15 protein-coding genes, 2 pseudogenes and 1 riboswitch are annotated in these 15,638 nt (G+C 38.3%); of the genes and pseudogenes, 7 read left to right on the top strand and 10 right to left on the bottom strand.

What is annotated here, in order from left to right:
- Window position 1: 1 nt before the first annotated feature.
- A complete protein-coding gene (locus tag NP781_RS06625) occupies window positions 2-2,038 on the bottom strand; it encodes a hydantoinase/oxoprolinase family protein (RefSeq protein WP_257521795.1) in 2,037 nt (678 codons plus the stop codon).
- Window positions 2,039-2,464: 426 nt separating this feature from the next.
- Window positions 2,465-4,144, bottom strand: a complete 1,680-nt coding sequence (locus tag NP781_RS06620; protein WP_257521794.1) for a formate--tetrahydrofolate ligase — start codon at window positions 4,142-4,144, stop codon at window positions 2,465-2,467.
- A gap of 213 nt (window positions 4,145-4,357) precedes the next feature.
- Between NP781_RS06620 and NP781_RS06615 the strand changes: the two genes are divergently transcribed.
- Together NP781_RS06615 and NP781_RS06610 are read left to right on the top strand one after the other, a co-directional pair.
- Window positions 4,358-4,558: a cold-shock protein gene (locus tag NP781_RS06615; protein ID WP_004269397.1), complete on the top strand. Its 201-nt coding sequence runs from the start codon at window positions 4,358-4,360 to the stop codon at window positions 4,556-4,558.
- Window positions 4,559-4,706: 148 nt separating this feature from the next.
- Window positions 4,707-4,964 (top strand): amphi-Trp domain-containing protein, encoded by a 258-nt coding sequence (locus tag NP781_RS06610; protein ID WP_257521793.1) that lies wholly within the window; start codon window positions 4,707-4,709, stop codon window positions 4,962-4,964.
- 398 nt (window positions 4,965-5,362) lie between these two features.
- On the opposite strand, the gene NP781_RS06605 is transcribed toward NP781_RS06610, so the two are convergent.
- Window positions 5,363-6,148 carry a VOC family protein gene (locus NP781_RS06605; protein ID WP_221680739.1) on the bottom strand — a complete coding sequence of 262 codons (786 nt, stop codon included), beginning with the start codon at window positions 6,146-6,148 and terminating at the stop codon, window positions 5,363-5,365.
- Between the two features lie 149 nt (window positions 6,149-6,297).
- On the opposite strand from NP781_RS06605, the gene NP781_RS06600 reads away from it, so the two are divergent.
- On the top strand, window positions 6,298-6,783 hold the full coding sequence (locus NP781_RS06600; RefSeq protein WP_257521792.1) for a flavin reductase family protein: 486 nt from the start codon (window positions 6,298-6,300) through the stop codon (window positions 6,781-6,783).
- Between the two features lie 89 nt (window positions 6,784-6,872).
- On the opposite strand, the gene NP781_RS06595 is transcribed toward NP781_RS06600, so the two are convergent.
- From NP781_RS06595 to NP781_RS06575, 5 genes and pseudogenes are all read right to left on the bottom strand, one after another.
- Window positions 6,873-7,028 carry a YezD family protein gene (locus tag NP781_RS06595; RefSeq protein ID WP_004269393.1) on the bottom strand — a complete coding sequence of 52 codons (156 nt, stop codon included), beginning with the start codon at window positions 7,026-7,028 and terminating at the stop codon, window positions 6,873-6,875.
- Between the two features lie 70 nt (window positions 7,029-7,098).
- A riboswitch (SAM riboswitch) is annotated at window positions 7,099-7,194 on the bottom strand.
- 170 nt (window positions 7,195-7,364) lie between these two features.
- Window positions 7,365-8,459 carry a DUF418 domain-containing protein gene (locus NP781_RS06590; protein ID WP_131519770.1) on the bottom strand — a complete coding sequence of 365 codons (1,095 nt, stop codon included), beginning with the start codon at window positions 8,457-8,459 and terminating at the stop codon, window positions 7,365-7,367.
- Window positions 8,443-9,045: a TetR/AcrR family transcriptional regulator gene (locus NP781_RS06585; RefSeq protein WP_131519769.1), complete on the bottom strand. Its 603-nt coding sequence runs from the start codon at window positions 9,043-9,045 to the stop codon at window positions 8,443-8,445. Before NP781_RS06585 ends, NP781_RS06590 begins: the two co-directional genes overlap by 17 nt.
- A 102-nt stretch (window positions 9,046-9,147) precedes the next feature.
- Window positions 9,148-9,821: pseudogene (locus NP781_RS06580) on the bottom strand (phosphopantothenoylcysteine decarboxylase).
- Between the two features lie 71 nt (window positions 9,822-9,892).
- Window positions 9,893-10,774 carry a LysR family transcriptional regulator gene (locus tag NP781_RS06575; protein WP_048390089.1) on the bottom strand — a complete coding sequence of 294 codons (882 nt, stop codon included), beginning with the start codon at window positions 10,772-10,774 and terminating at the stop codon, window positions 9,893-9,895.
- A 133-nt stretch (window positions 10,775-10,907) separates the two neighbouring features.
- Here NP781_RS06575 and NP781_RS06570 point away from each other — a divergent pair, with 133 nt between their 5' ends.
- From NP781_RS06570 to NP781_RS06560, 3 genes are all read left to right on the top strand, one after another.
- Complete coding sequence (locus tag NP781_RS06570; protein WP_257521791.1) at window positions 10,908-11,294, top strand: EamA family transporter; 387 nt, start codon at window positions 10,908-10,910, stop codon at window positions 11,292-11,294.
- Window positions 11,291-11,806, top strand: coding sequence for a DMT family transporter (locus NP781_RS06565; protein WP_257521790.1), 516 nt, complete (start codon window positions 11,291-11,293; stop codon window positions 11,804-11,806). Before NP781_RS06570 ends, NP781_RS06565 begins: the two co-directional genes overlap by 4 nt.
- Window positions 11,807-11,939: 133 nt before the next feature.
- Window positions 11,940-12,296 (top strand): hypothetical protein, encoded by a 357-nt coding sequence (locus NP781_RS06560; protein ID WP_257521789.1) that lies wholly within the window; start codon window positions 11,940-11,942, stop codon window positions 12,294-12,296.
- 115 nt (window positions 12,297-12,411) lie between these two features.
- Here NP781_RS06560 and NP781_RS06555 read toward each other — a convergent pair whose 3' ends face one another.
- Window positions 12,412-12,849, bottom strand: coding sequence for a general stress protein (locus NP781_RS06555; protein WP_048390084.1), 438 nt, complete (start codon window positions 12,847-12,849; stop codon window positions 12,412-12,414).
- A gap of 190 nt (window positions 12,850-13,039) precedes the next feature.
- A complete protein-coding gene (locus NP781_RS06550; RefSeq protein WP_054550810.1) occupies window positions 13,040-13,480 on the bottom strand; it encodes a Dps family protein in 441 nt (146 codons plus the stop codon).
- Between the two features lie 217 nt (window positions 13,481-13,697).
- Here NP781_RS06550 and pepF point away from each other — a divergent pair.
- Window positions 13,698-15,511 (top strand): annotated as a pseudogene (gene pepF, locus NP781_RS06545) (oligoendopeptidase F).
- Window positions 15,512-15,638 lie beyond the last annotated feature (127 nt).

Genomic DNA, 15,638 nt, shown 5'->3' with positions numbered 1-15,638 from the left:
TTTATTTCCCCTCCATCTCTACAATCAAGTTGCCGTATTGATCAATTTCAATCGATTGCTTGTTATTGATTACGACCGTAGATGTTGGATTTTCCACAATTGCAGGACCTGTAATGACATAGCCAGGTACTAATTTTTGTTGGTCAAAGACATTGACCTCTACCCATCCTGTTCCCTTCACATATAAATTGCGTTGTGCCTTTATACATGTGGAATTGTCGATATGAGAGAAGTCTAGCTCTTTAAATTGAACCGCCTCATCTTTCCCGTAGATTGTAAGATGTAAGTTGACTAACTCAATTGGTGTAGCTGGTAAATCAAAAGAAAACTCTTGTTTATGTTTGATATGGAAGGCTTCAGCTAATGCAAGTAGCCCCTCTTCATCAAGCGTAATAGTTGATGCATTTAATTTAACGGCATGCTCTTGACCTTTGTAGCGTAAATCATAATTAATTTCAAAATAATAATGATCCTTTGATAATGGTGCATCTGCATAGGCAGTGGCAATCACTTGATCAATATTTTCTTGGATAGCCGCAAGATGGTCTTTGTCAAAGTTCATTAAACTTGTTTGAATGTAATCTTGTCGATATTCGGTCATCATCATTCCTAATGCTGAGAAGACGGATGAGCCATAAGGAATAATGACTTTTTTCATACCAAGTTCTTCTGCTAAATTAATCGCATGTAGAGGACCACCACCGCCAAATGCTACCATTGTAAAGTCTTCAGGGTCATAGCCTTTACGAATAGAGATCAGCTTCAGTGCATTTAACATATTGGAGTTTGCAATATCTAAAATACCTTGTGCTGCTTCTTCTGCTGACACATTAAATGGTTTCGCAATTGCTTCAACAAGAGCCTCCTCCACTTTGTCAATGGATACTGGGTTATCAAAGTTTTCTAAGGATAATCTTCCTAAATAAACATTGGCATCTGTAATTGTTGGCTGTGTATTCCCTAAGCCATATGCTACAGGCCCTGGATTTGCCCCAGCAGAATCTGGTCCAACCTTTAATGAGCCAAACTGATCTACACGTGCGATGGAGCCACCACCATTTCCGATTTCCACAATATCTACTACTGGTGTTTTAATTGGATAGCCCGCAAATTTTTCATTTCTTTCAATATAGTAATCTGTTGTGACATTGACTTTGCCATCTGTAATAAGCGAACATTTTGCTGTCGTCCCACCAACATCAAAAGCGATAATATTGGATTCTTTGAGAAGTTGACCTAATTTTGCAGCTCCAAACATACCTGCTACAGGACCAGATTCTACAAGATTAATCGGCAGCTCCATTGCTTTATCAAAGCTTGTAGTCCCGCCATTCGATTGCATAATTTTTAAATGGTCTGTAATGCCAATTGTGCTTAATTTCTCTTTTAGGCTTTTTAAGTAGGCATGTGCAATTGGCTTCACATAAGAATTGAGGACTGTTGTGTTTGTTCTTTCATACTCACGGTATTCTTTAATCGTTTCACTTGAAAGTGTGATATATACTTCCGGCCAAATTTTTAAAATGGCTTCTTTTAACTGTTGTTCATGAATTGGATTTTTATAGCCGTGTATGAGGGAAATGGCAATTGCCTCAACACCCAATTCCTTAAATTGATGAACGATCTCGTCAACTTCCTCGGTATTAAGCGCTTTCATAATATTTCCTTTAAAGTCGATTCGCTCATCAATTTCTTGACGTAAATAACGCTCTACAAATGGTTCTGGCTTTTTATATTTAAAGTTATATAAGTCTGGTCGATTTCCACGAGCAATTTCTATAACATCACGGAAACCCTTTGTTGTAATTAACCCAACTACGCCCCCCTTTCTTTCCGTTAATGTATTGATGATAACCGTCGATCCATGAATAAATGATTCAATTAAAGAATCTTCCGTTACATGTCGCCCTAATACATTTAATATGCCATCCTCAAAGTGACCAGGTGTCGTATGTCCCTTATCAAAATGAAGATTTCCTTTTTCATCTGTAAAAACTAGGTCAGTAAAAGTACCGCCAATATCTGTTGCGATTTTCAAGACTTCATCCCTCCGTGTTCCTATTATCGGTACAGTGTTCCGAATTAGAATTAAATAAATTATATTTAAAATAAAAAGAAAATTCAATGTATTTTTTAAATAAAAATTCATTTGACAATTATCCTTCGTTGTAAAAATCCGCTCTATCTTTCCAATATCAGATAAATATTGATAAAAAATACCAAACACATTTATATAAGGAAAGTTCTCATGATTTTTTTGCAACACAAAAAAGATCCTAGTTTTCACTAGAATCTTAAAAAAATTAATATTTTCGAATTTTTACTCAAGGGGTAGATAAAGTAATCATCCTAAATTTTACTTTTATACCATATTTGAGTTGTAGACAGTTGATGATTTTGCGAACGATGTTTACCAAAATTATCAAAAAAAGCTGCCCATTTAGTTAGGCAGCTTTAATATCGTTTAGAACAATCCTACCGCATGTCCTTCATTATCGACATTCATGCGTAGAGCAGCTGGTGCTTTTGGAAGTCCTGGCATTGTCATAATATCGCCAGTTAGACAAACTAAGAAGCCTGCACCAAGCTTTGGAATAACTTCGCGAATTGTGATGGTAAAGTCTTCTGGACGACCAAGTAAACTTGGTTGGTCTGATAAAGAATACTGGGTTTTCGCCATACAAATTGGAAGAGAGTCCCAGCCGAATTTTTCGATTTGGGCAATTTGTTTTTTGGCTTGGTCTGTAAATTGTACATCTTTCCCGCCATATACCTTTTGCACAATCGTACGCACCTTTTCTTCAATCGACTCTGTTACATCATATAAAGGAGAGAAGTTGTTTTCTTCCTCTAGCACAGCTAGTACTTGCTCAGCTAAGGCTAGACCACCTTTACCGCCCTCTTCCCAGACATTTGTACGGGCAATGCGAACATGATTTTCTTGACACCAGTGCAGAACGGCTTCTAGCTCAGCCTCTGTGTCCGTGATAAAACGATTCAAGGCAATAATTGGTTCAACGCCAAATGTACGAACTGTATCTACATGTTTAGCTAAGTTCTCAATCCCTTGTAGAAGTGCTTCCACATTTTCACCGACAAGTGATGTTTTTGGAACACCACCATGCATTTTTAGGGCACGAATTGTCGCTACAATGACAACTGCGCTTGGTTTAAAGCCTCCCTTACGAGCTTTAATGTTCATGAATTTTTCAGCACCTAAATCAGAGCCGAAGCCCGCTTCTGTCACCACAATATCAGCTAGCTTACGAGCGGTTTGAGTCGCCATAATGGAATTACAGCCGTGGGCAATATTCGCAAATGGACCACCATGAATAATAGCAGGTGTTCCCTCTAATGTTTGAACTAAGTTTGGCTTGAAGGCATCTTTTAATAAAAGTGTTAAGGCACCCTCTACCTGTAAATCACGCACAAAGACAGGCTCACGCTCGAAAGTATAGCCAATCACGATACTAGCGATGCGCTCACGTAAATCCTCAATGCTTGTTGCTAAACAGAATACCGCCATAATTTCAGAGGCAACCGTAATATCAAAGCCATCCTCACGCGGCATGCCTTGAACAGGACCACCTAATCCCACCACTACCTTACGAAGGGCACGATCATTTAAGTCCATGACACGCTTCCAAATAATGCGTCGTGGATCAATGTTGAGTGTATTTCCTTGGTGGATATGATTATCAATAAATGCGGATAAAGCATTGTTAGCTGTTGTAATCGCATGAAGGTCGCCAGTGAAATGTAAATTAATATCCTCCATTGGTATAACTTGTGCGTAACCTCCGCCAGTTGCGCCACCTTTTACGCCCATGACTGGACCTAATGATGGTTCACGTAATGCGACCATCACCTTCTTATCTAATTGATGAAGGGCATCTGCCAGTCCAACAGTCACAGTCGACTTTCCTTCACCAGCAGGGGTTGGACTAATAGCTGATACTAATACTACCTTTGCATCCTCGCCCTGAGCAGTAATTTTTAATGGGTCAATCTTTGCTTTGTAGCGTCCATACTGCTCAAGAGCATCCTCTGGAATACCCGCAGCATTGGCAATTTCCGTAATAGGTTTGATCACTGCTTGACTAGCGATTTCTAAATCTGATAATGGTTGATTTTTCGTTGTCATTTGGCATCCTACTTTCTATGTTGTTCATTTCCATTATAGTCTTAATTGTGAAAAAAAAGAAAGCCAGATATACAAGCATTTCGTCAATCAATTGACATCTTTGCTCAATTCCTGTATGTTCTAAGAGAAAATGCAATTTTTTCACATTTTCACAATGAGAGCACCATTTATTTAACTTTATTTTACATTCAAGCGCATTGGAGGCGAATGCTTATGCAACAGGGGATCGTAAAGTGGTTCAATAATGAAAAAGGTTATGGCTTTATTGAATGTGATGATGGCGAAGATGTATTTGTTCATTTTACGGGCATCCAGGAGGAAGGCTTCCGTACACTTGAAGAAGGTCAAAAGGTTTCATTTGATGTTGTGGAAGGCAATCGTGGACCCCAAGCATCAAATGTTGTAAAACTATAAGCATAATGGGGCTATCCGTGTAGTTCCAGATTAGCAGCGGATTAGGAAGTGCATCGTTTTCTTCATCCGCTTTTTGTGTTGTTTTAAGCTGAATGCCCCCTCCATGCTATAATAGAAGTAACAATACGTAAGGAGGGATTTCGATGCAATGACTGAAGTTATTTTGAAGCATAAAGAACGACAAAGTGTAGCAGAATTTGCAACAACACTGGAAACGATTGCAAAAAAGCTTAAAGAAAATGGTGAATTCACTTTTGTTCAAGGCACAGAGCCAACAGTTGTCAGCCCAAGTGAACAGCTCAAAATCGACTACTCCTATACAAAAAAGGGCGACAAGCATTCATTTGAAATTGAATTTGATTGGTATACAGGTACAGAAACGCCGAAAAAAATGACAATTGAATAATTATTGGCAACGAAAATCCACTTCTCTGATGAAGTGGATTTTTCCATTGTTGAATAAAGATCATGTCACTAGAAAAAGACCTTTTAGAAAAGTGATGGGTGACAGCACCTCTCGATAAAATGAGTAGTGAACACCTTTGCTAAAAAGTGAGTGGATTGTAGCGATAGCGGAGGAAGCGGCTCGCCCACAGGAAAGCAAGTAGCCTGCATTAGAAATTCTATGGATATTTTTGTTTTCAACACTATGTAAAGTGGCTGGGTCAAAAGTGTTTCAGCCAACAAAAATACCGAACTATCCACTGAAATGCTCACGAAGTGTTTTGGAATAGTTCGGTTTTTCTAGTTGTCATGTTTTGTTAATTTAGAGATTATTTAGCTTATGTTCCAGCCTTTTTCTCATTATCGATTTATCCAATAAAAAGCACCAGGACAAACTAATGTTTCCTTTGTTCGTTTAGGATCCTTTAATGTCACACCAAATGGTCCCTCTTTGACATGGCCAAGTGTCATTGCCATCGCACTCTCTTCCTCATAGAAATCTAAACGCATATTCGGTAGCTGTAGTGACATATACTGCTCATACTGCGTAGGCACTGGTAGCTGTAACACCTCTTGCCACAGTTTTACTGTTGCCTGCATGTCCTTGACGTAGAATTGGACGGATTCCATCGTGATAGCCTGTTTTACATCAATGGCACCACTTGCCTTTAATTGAACCAAACGCTCTTCATTTTCCTCCGCCCATTCAATTAAAAATGGAAAATCAATTGGCAGATCTGGCTTACCAAAATGCAGTAGCTTCCATTCTACCACCGTGCCATCTGGTCTTGTTCTGCTACATGCATCTGGTCCATATACTTCATAGCCCAATGCTCGCAAGCGTCGACCCTCTTCGTCAATATTTTTTGTGCGCAGAGCAATTCGAGAAAATCCCTGGCGCTCTTGATCACGTTTAAACGTATAATGTAGGGAATATGGGTATTGTGCCGCTTGCTCAAATAAATCACGATCATAGATAGCAATTTGTTCAATGTAGCTTAAGCCAAAGTAGCTTAACGTATTATAAGTCCCCCACATCGTGTGCTGCCCACCATTCACTGTATGGACATTTCGTTTATTGAAGAAAACCTTTATATTTTCTGGTGACTCCACTTGATGAACCAGATGATCAAAATATAAAGTCATGGCCATTCCCCTTTCTTTCCCCATTACCTTTACCTGTATGTTTGATTAGTTTAAAATTTACTCAAGAAAAGGAGTTACTAGTAGGATATGAAAAAAAGTTTCGTTTACCTACAAACTCCGTTCACTAATTTCATAAAGAGGTGATTTGAATGACAGATTTAGTAGCTGCTTTTAAATTGGCATTAGGTAATTATCCTACAGGCGTAACAGTTGTCACGACATGTCATGACACAAAACCGATTGGCTTAACCGTCAATTCCTTTGCATCTGTTTCAATCGACCCGCTCCTTATTTTGTGGTCACTCGATAAAAAATCTCAGCTCCATCCCTATTTCACGACTGCGCCAAATTTTGCGGTCAATATTTTAGCGAGTGATCAAGAGCATTTATGTACACTATTTGCTAGTAAAATCCCTGATCGCTTTGCACAAGCATCATGGTCAACTTCCTCTTTAGGACTACCGATTTTACATGATACCGCAGCTAATTTACAATGTAAAACATTTCAGCAAATCGATGCTGGCGACCATACCATTTTTATTGGGCAGGTCGTAGACACTACAAATGCTCAAAAAGAGCCTTTGCTGTATCATCGCCGCCATATCGGTCCCATACCAAAAAGCTTTTATAGCTAGCCTTTACACAAAAAAAGGCCACTTGTAAGCACAGGAAATCCTTCATGCTTATAGGTGGCCGTTTGACATAAGTTCTACTGAAATCATTGTTATTTTTTCTGCGGAAATCTCTGCTTTTCAAGCCTATTAATTTGCACAATCACACCATCTTGAATCGTAATATGCACTTCACCAAATTCAAGATTTTGAATCGCCTTCGCAATTGCCTCTAGTTTCTTATCATCTACTTTTACTGACTGAGCCATACGATACACCCCTTCTTTTTTATCCTTATTGTTCATAAAGAGGCCAACGCATCAAACTGATTGATAGCCCCTCCTATCTCTCAGACACCATCTGTTGGATTTGGCACCTGTTGTCCGGTTGCCGAGGCTTCATTGGGCCAAGTCCCTCCACCTCTCTTGATAAGAGTACTGCGTTTCTTGAAAATAATTCTATAATTCTGCTATAGGAATGTCAATACAAAATATTAGAAAACCTAGTTGAATACTATGCAATATGTCGTTTAGATTAAAAGACTCCCTATACCTAAAGTATTTTATGCCTAGTCAGTGAGAAATAGATGGCAATCCATTAATTTATTACAAGCTCCATTTCCTCATCATGAATTCAAGTGGGCCTCGATGATGTTTAGTCCTCCACCATACAGAAACCACGACACATCCTAAAAAATAACAGCAGGCATACAGCATGGAAAAAGCAAGTGTTTGGTTCTCCAGCTTTTGGCAAATAATTAGTATTCCAATGCCTATAACAACATGGCCAACATAATGCGTTAAAGACATTTGTCCAGTTAATATGAAAGATTGTATAACTTTATTTTTACATGTCTCTACAAGATAGATGGAGCCAACAATGATAACAATAGCCGAAGCCGAATTAGAGAGGACATACATCATATTCGGTGGAATCGGTCCTGTATCAAATAAATACAATGCACTCTCTACATCTAATAAATGAATGGTTGTCATCTTAATGAATAACGTTGAACAAGTCTCAGTCACGATGACTAGCAATAAGCCTATCACCAGTAAGTTTTTTCTTAATGTATGATTTGTTAAATCTAATGTGCCCATTACCATCCCTATCAGAAAGAAGCAAATCCAGGGGAATAGTGGATGATAGCCATTAAACATCAAATTTCTTATAAATCCAGCTGGTGTCCAAAAATCAAGATACTCTAGTAGCACATATGTTGGATGCCAACCAGCAAGGTAACTAAATTGAATTTGAAGCCATTGTGAAAGGATAAGGATGGCACCAATTATGAAGATCATCATTTTCTTGGATTGGGCAATCAAACAAGCAGCAACAAACATATACACGCCATAATAATGTAAGATATCTCCTGTCCAGCCGATTGCATATAATATAATCCCTATCGTAAATAACAAAAGCGCCCTCTTCCACAAAGTAAGTCGATTTTGACGAAGAAGGATTGGGTCCTTACTCTCTCTAGCCTGACGAGTCATTAAGGCTGTCCCTATTCCTGCTAGCATGACAAATACGGCCGAAGCACGTCCCTCGAAAAGATGTTGGAAGGCCATTAACCATGTTGAACCATTCGTTGTAGAACCTGTTATGACGCCAAAATTGACAATGAACATGCCAAGCATGGCGAGAGCTCTTGCAAAATCAAGACCTTCAATGCGCCGATCATCATTTCTTTTTGTCATCTTTGCCCCCTTGGATAACGCTATTCACTGCCTCCTTCCAAATAGCCCTATAGTTCAATTGGTTGCCTGTTAACATGAAATTACCGATATTATCATAGACGAGGGCTAGCATCTGTGCCTTCGCTTCTATATGGGGAGTATCCTCTAGCACGCCTAGCTGTACGCCATATCGTAGGATAGCAACAAAGCTCGTTAAAAAGCTTGTTTCTAGCTCTACTAATTGTCTTTTATAGTTTTCATCGCGGGCCGCTAATAGTACATATTGATTAAATATTTTATTAAAATAAGGGTCCTTGTCCTGTGCCTCAATAGATTTATAGCCTAGCTTAAGTAATTCCTCCTTAAAATTAGCAGAAGAAAGCTCTTTATACTCCACAGCGACATCATGTTGAATTTCTTTATACAATTCATCAAATATGAAAGCGATTAATTGATCTTTTGATTGAAAATAATAGTAAATGGCTGGTTTTGAAATACCGACCTCTGTAGCAATCATTGCTAAGCTTGTTTTTTCAAATCCATTTTCCGCAAACATCCCATAAGCAATTTCTATAATCTTTTGAAAAGTTTGTTCTTTATTTCCCATTATTACCCTCCTTTTTTACCGACCGTTAAGTAAATATTATAGGATGCTAACCTTTTAGACAAGAAAAAACTGCGTAGAAATATTTCTCTACACAGTTCATATTTATTGATTTTGTAAATACATCATTAAAGCTTCTGCTGTTTTTTGCTTGCCCATTACTTTAAGAGGCTGTCCATCAGCAGGTACAATCCAATGAGGTTCATCCCCCCATATAAAGACTGAGAGCTATTTGCTACCATAAATTGTGCATTGGCTGTTTCCATACGCAGTCTGGCACGAGCTAACAAGAATTCCTCATCATTCGTTGCTTCGAGCTTAAAGCCTACTAACGTTACATTCGGTTGCCATCCCTTAATTTGACCTAATACTTTTGGTGCTTTTTTAAAATGAATAATAGGTGGTTCGTCAGAAGGCATTTTCCCCGTTTCCTCCATTAAATTACCTGATTGATCATATACTTTGTCAATGACCCAATCAGAGCCCGCAGCCGCCATAATGACGATATCGACATGTTGTTGTTGAACTGCATGACGCACCTTTTGTCCTAAATCCTCTATGCCTTCAAATTGAATCAATGTCATATCATTTTGGTTTTCTGGGAGCTGTGCAAAGTAACCATGCATGTATACTACGTTAGCGCCAGCAGCCAGCGCCGCCTCTGCTAAATAACACCCCATTGTGCCTTTTGATAAATTCGTATGACCTCGTACACGATCCCATTTTTCAAGTGTTCCCCCACTTGTAATGAGTACGGTTTTGCCCTGTAATGTCAACATACACTCACCTATTTTCTGAAATATATACAAATACTATTTTAACGTAATGTAAGGATAGGCTTCAATAGCCACTATTTTAGGGAGCTGTTTTGTTCTTTTAGCCAAGCACTTAATATCTCTGCAAATTTCTTTGTGACGGGCGAAGCATGGTGTTTCATGGCAATACCAATTGTTCGGTAGCCACCTTGCTTTAATGGAATCGCTCTCAATGTTGGCGGTAAATTTTGAATAACCAACTGAGGTAAAATACTGATCCCTAAATGATGGGAAATCATGGAAAGAATCCCTACCTCCTCGGAAAGCTCAAAGCGGATATTCGGCTTAACATGATATTGCTCTAATAGCACCTTGACATCATTTGTCCCTTTATAGGAAGTCATAATAAATGGCATATCCTCTAAATCTACGATATCAATTTCTGTCTTATCAAACAATGGACTTTTATCCGAAACAATACATAATAATGGGTCTTGTTGGAGCTCAGTGAACTGATATTGCTCTGACTTTTGACCATTCAAAAATCCTGCTTCTACTTCACCACTTAAAAGCCATTGTTCAATTTCATAGTAATCTCCCTCTCGTAACTCCACCTGTATCCCTGGAAATTGATTATCCATAATTCGAACAATCTCTGGCATCCAATTGGAAGAAATACTCGATATCACACCAATTCGAACCTTACCTCGTGTCACGCCATGAATGTGAGCTGCTTCCTGTTGCAATAATTCTTGAGCATCCAAAACCTGACGCATTGCCCTTAGCATTGTTTGTCCCTCACTCGTTAATGTCACACCCACACGACTTCGATGAATGAGCGCAAAGCCAAACTCTTTTTCTAAACTCGACACGGCATGACTCACAGCAGATTGTGTTAACCCTAGCGCATCAGCTGCTTTTGTAAAGCTTGCCACCTCTGCCACCTTTGTTAAAATCTCATATTTCACTAAGCTCATCCGCAATCCCTCTATATACATGAATTTTTTTAATCCTATTCATTATAAACATTCGTTTTACTAATCACAACACAAGATATATAGTAATTTTTAGTATAAAACTGTTTTAGTACACAGATGGTAGGTGAACATAATGAGTATCCAAGGAAAAGCAAATGTATTGATGGTTATTGTCACAATGTTTTGGGGGCTCTCTTATACCTTTATGGTCATGGGGCTAGAAACGTTGGCAGTTTATAATGTGGTGGCATTACGTTGTATCATCGCATTTTTCGTAGCAGGACTTATTTTTTACAAACGGATGATCAAAGTAAATGGTAAAACATTAAAATATGCGGCTATTCAAGGATTTTTATTATTCATTGTGTTCGCGTTAAGTTTATTTGGTTTACAATCTACTTCTGTTTCAAATGCTGGCTTCATCTTGAGCCTAACGGTCGTGTTAGTGCCGATTTTTAGCAGCTTTATTGAAAAAAATTACCTTCTCGAGCAGTTAGCTTTGCGATCATTTGTACCATGATTGGTATTACCGTTTTAACAGCACACGGCTCATTCACATTCCATAAAGGTGATTTATTAGTAGCAATTGCTGCGTTATGTTATTCAATTTATTTACTTTTAAATAGCTCATTCACACGAAATGTAGAGTCCATTTCATACGGAATTTATCAGCTTGGCTTTGCTGGTATTTATGCACTTGTGTTAACCTTTCTATTCGAAACACCGACAATGCCAAATTCAGCAATATCCTGGATTGCAATTTTAGGGCTTGGCATCATCTGTAGTGCGTTTTGCTTTGTGGGTCAAACTGTTGCACAACAGTATACTTCTGCTACACATACAGGTCTTATATTCTCCTTAGAACCAATTTTTGCCGCTATGTTTGCCATGATGTTTATCGGAGAAGGCATAACAATGAAATTAATGATTGGTGGCAGCTTCATTCTTATAGGGAATTTAGTAGCACAATTAGAGCATTTCCATGTATTACGTTTTATGAAAAAGGATGCACAGGAAAAAGTCATACAATAAGATAGTGTATTTGAATAAAAAAGGAAGCTGAGAGTTATTTCTCAAGCTTCCTTTTACTATGTATTGAATTTATAGCACGATTACTTGTAAAATAGTATAATTTTTACAGAACGAAAATAAAGGAGATTCATACATGCAAATTCAAACCTTACATACAACACATTATTTACCAACCAAGGACAATCAACCGATTCAAACACAAAACTTACTGGATTTAATGAGACATGTGGATGACCGTGAAGTGGAAGACGAAAAAAAGAGCAAATCGAAAATTGAGGTCAGACACGAAAATGGCTATGTACGTCAATACCTTGTCAAACCAACAGGACAAAGGGTTCTCCTCATGGAAACTAAACAAAGTCCTGACATTGGGGAATCTACTAAATTACAAGACCTGTTTTCGCAACCTTTTAAAAAGAAAACAAGTGATCCTATTCTTTCAATACTAAATGCGAAGAATAACATTTCTAAATATAAAGATGGCATTTAAAAAACTGCCCTTCTTTTCAAGAAACGCTAGAAAAAATAATAGACAAAGTCGAAAGAATCGACTTTGTCTATATTCAAACGATTGAGAAATAGTCATATCTCGCTAGTTTGACTCATTATAAAAATCTTCTATATTGCTCTGCCTCTGCCATACGCTGTTGATTTCTTAAACGCTCCTCTTGCTCTTCAGCAGTCTCTGGATATGTTTGGAGTGTATCAACATCATCCTCATGTTCTGCGTATAAGACAATACTTCCTTGTTCTACAAGATGCGCATAGTAAGCGATTTGTCCCTCTGACAGATTAAATCGTTTTAAACCCTCTGTAACGGCTGAGTCGCCTGTAAACCAAGATTTAAATTGGTCTACCCAATTTCCAGCCTCATGCGTTTGCACATCGGCATCCCATTTTACATCCTCAAACTGTTGGGGATCTCTCGCAATAATATGAATATCGTCTTGGTGATAACCTTCCATTCGCATATTCTCTAAAATGTGAAGCATTTCATCCCTTGTATGGGCCACCTCAATTTTTGGATTTTGTTCATTCATCATGTTCAATTCCTCCTATGTTGTATGGCTTACTAGGTAATTACCCGCTCTACACACAAACAAACCCTTTTTACTAAACTGTAATAATTGTTAAATTGCCTTAAACTATGTTGCTGATTTGACATAATAAGTTTAGGGCAGAAAAAAAGCATGCTGGAGAGAATTTCTTCTTCAGCATGCAAATTGTCAATTTTTACTTGTCAAGAAAGGCCTTTAACATCCATGTATGCTTTTCAAGAGACTGATACATGGCATTGAGTAAATCCTCTGTACGGTCGTCTCCTTCTTCTGCAGCTAGCTCCATTGTAGAATTTAAAGCTTTCATCAGCTTTTGGAAATCTGAGATTGTCGTTGCAACCATGTCCTCTGTCGTTTCTTCACCTGTTGCTTCATCTACATAGGATAGCTCTAGATGCTCTTTTAATGTTGCCACTGGCTTGCCATCCTTTGATAAAATACGCTCTGCTATTTCATCTAAATTCAATGTTGTTTCATTATATAGCTCTTCAAATTTTGCATGCAGTGTAAAGAAGGCTGGACCTGTGACATACCAATGATAATTGTGTAGCTTTGTATAAAGCACAGACCACGTCGCCACTAGCTTATTTAATTGTTTGTTTAAGTTTTGTGTCATAATCAATTTCTCCTCCAATATGTCTTGTTCTAGCCATTAGTATGAGTCATAAAAGATGTTGGCTATACACTCATTGTTCCCGACCGACAATATTTCAAACATCCTTCATGAGAAACGATTTAGAGTAAGAATATTTCAACTATTCTATGAAATTATTTCACTTTCCGAAATAGTTTCGTTATAATGAAATCACTTATATGTAAAGGGGTGTCCATAAATGAAAGTTTTACCATTACGAAAAGATGTTGCAGTAGAGGAAACTTGGGATTTAACAGATTTATTGAGCAATGAGGCTGATTTTGAACCTACCTTAGCACAATTAGTGGAAGATGCACTTAGCTTCGAGCAACAATACAAAGGTACGATTACAAATGCACAAAAAGTAATCGACGTGTTAACAGCCTTTGAAGAGCTACAAAAAAGTTTGTTCCGATTGGCACATATGCAAGCTTAAATCTTGAGACAGATCGCACAAATGATGTAGCACAAATGCGTGCGGCAAAGTTTGGTACAGCTATCGGAAAAGTCAGCAGTGCACTATCCTTCGTGCGCAGCGAGTTACTGGCATTGGATGAAGCTGTTTTACAAGAAGCAGCGACATTAAGCCCTCTTTACAAACGATATCTAGAGGAATTATTAAAACGAAAACCACACCAGCTCCATCATGAAGTGGAAAAAGCGCTGGCAGCCTTCAGTGCCACATTTGATGCGCCATATAAAACGTACAATACGACAAAATTAGTGGACATGGATTTTGGCGAATTTGAAGCCAATGGCGAAAAGCATCCTCTTAGCTTTGTGCTGTACGAAAATGACTGGGAGTTTGAAGCAAATACAGATGTACGCCGTGCTGCCTTTCAAGCCTTTTCAAGCAAGCTACGCGATTACCAGCATACAACGGCACAAGTATATAACACACATATTCAACAAGAAAAAACAATGGCTGACCTAAGAGGCTTTCATTCTGTCATTGACTATTTACTATTTGATCAGGATGTCGATCGTTCACTCTATAATCGTCAAATTGATTTAATCACTAAAGAGCTTGCCCCACATATGCGTCGCTATGCAACGTTAATTCAAAAAGCCAACGGAATCGACCAAATGACATTTGCAGATTTAAAAATTGCACTTGACCCTGATTATGATCCAAGATTATCGATGGCTGAGGCAAAAGAATATGTTGAAAAGGCTTTAGCCGTTATGGGGAATGACTATAATCAATTAATGGAGAGAGCCTTTAATGAACGTTGGATAGACTATGCGCCAAACAAAGGAAAATCTACAGGGGCATTTTGTTCAAGCCCGTATGGTAGCCATCCTTATATTTTAATGTCCTGGAATGAACAAATGAATGAAGTCTTTACACTTATTCATGAGCTTGGTCATGCTGGGCATTTTGCAAATACGTATGAACATCAATCGTATCTTAATAGTCGTCCATCCCTATACTTTATTGAAGCGCCATCGACAATGAATGAAATGCTGTTAGCAAATTATTTACTAACACATAATGAAGATCTACGCTTTAAACGTTGGGTAATTTCCAATATTGTAGCGAAAACATATTATCATAACTTTGTGACACATTTACTAGAAGCTGCCTATCAACGCAAAGTATATGAATTAATTGATGCTGGAGAAGCAGTTAATGCAACCATCCTCAATCAATTAAAACGTTCCGTGTTGGAAGATTTCTGGGGAGATACAGTCGTTATTTCTGAAGGCGCTGAACTCACATGGATGCGTCAGCCGCACTATTATATGGGCCTTTATCCATACACATATAGTGCAGGGTTAACCATCTCCACACAAGTGTCTCAACGTATTTTAAAAGAGGGCGCTCCAGCTGTTGAAGATTGGCTAGCCGTTCTTCAGGCTGGCGGTACAAAATCACCAGTGGAGTTAGCGCAAATGGCTGGTGTTGATATTACGACCGACCAACCACTTCGTGATACAATTGCCTACATTGGCCATTTAATTGATGAGCTTGAACGCCTGACAGTTGAAATCGAAGCGGTTCAACAATAATTTAACTAGAAAACGGTCCTGCCTATTCAAGGTATAGATCGTTTTCTTTTTTTAGTTCTAAGTAGAAAAATACGTACATATACTAGAATCAGGGCGTCCCTCTATATTTTTTAGATATTTCAAAATA

The sequence above is a fragment of the Lysinibacillus sp. FN11 genome, assembly GCF_024628845.1.
GTDB lineage: Bacteria > Bacillota > Bacilli > Bacillales_A > Planococcaceae > Lysinibacillus > Lysinibacillus capsici.
The sequence above is the reverse complement of the archived record's forward strand: the minus strand, read 5'-3'. Positions and strand labels throughout refer to the sequence as shown.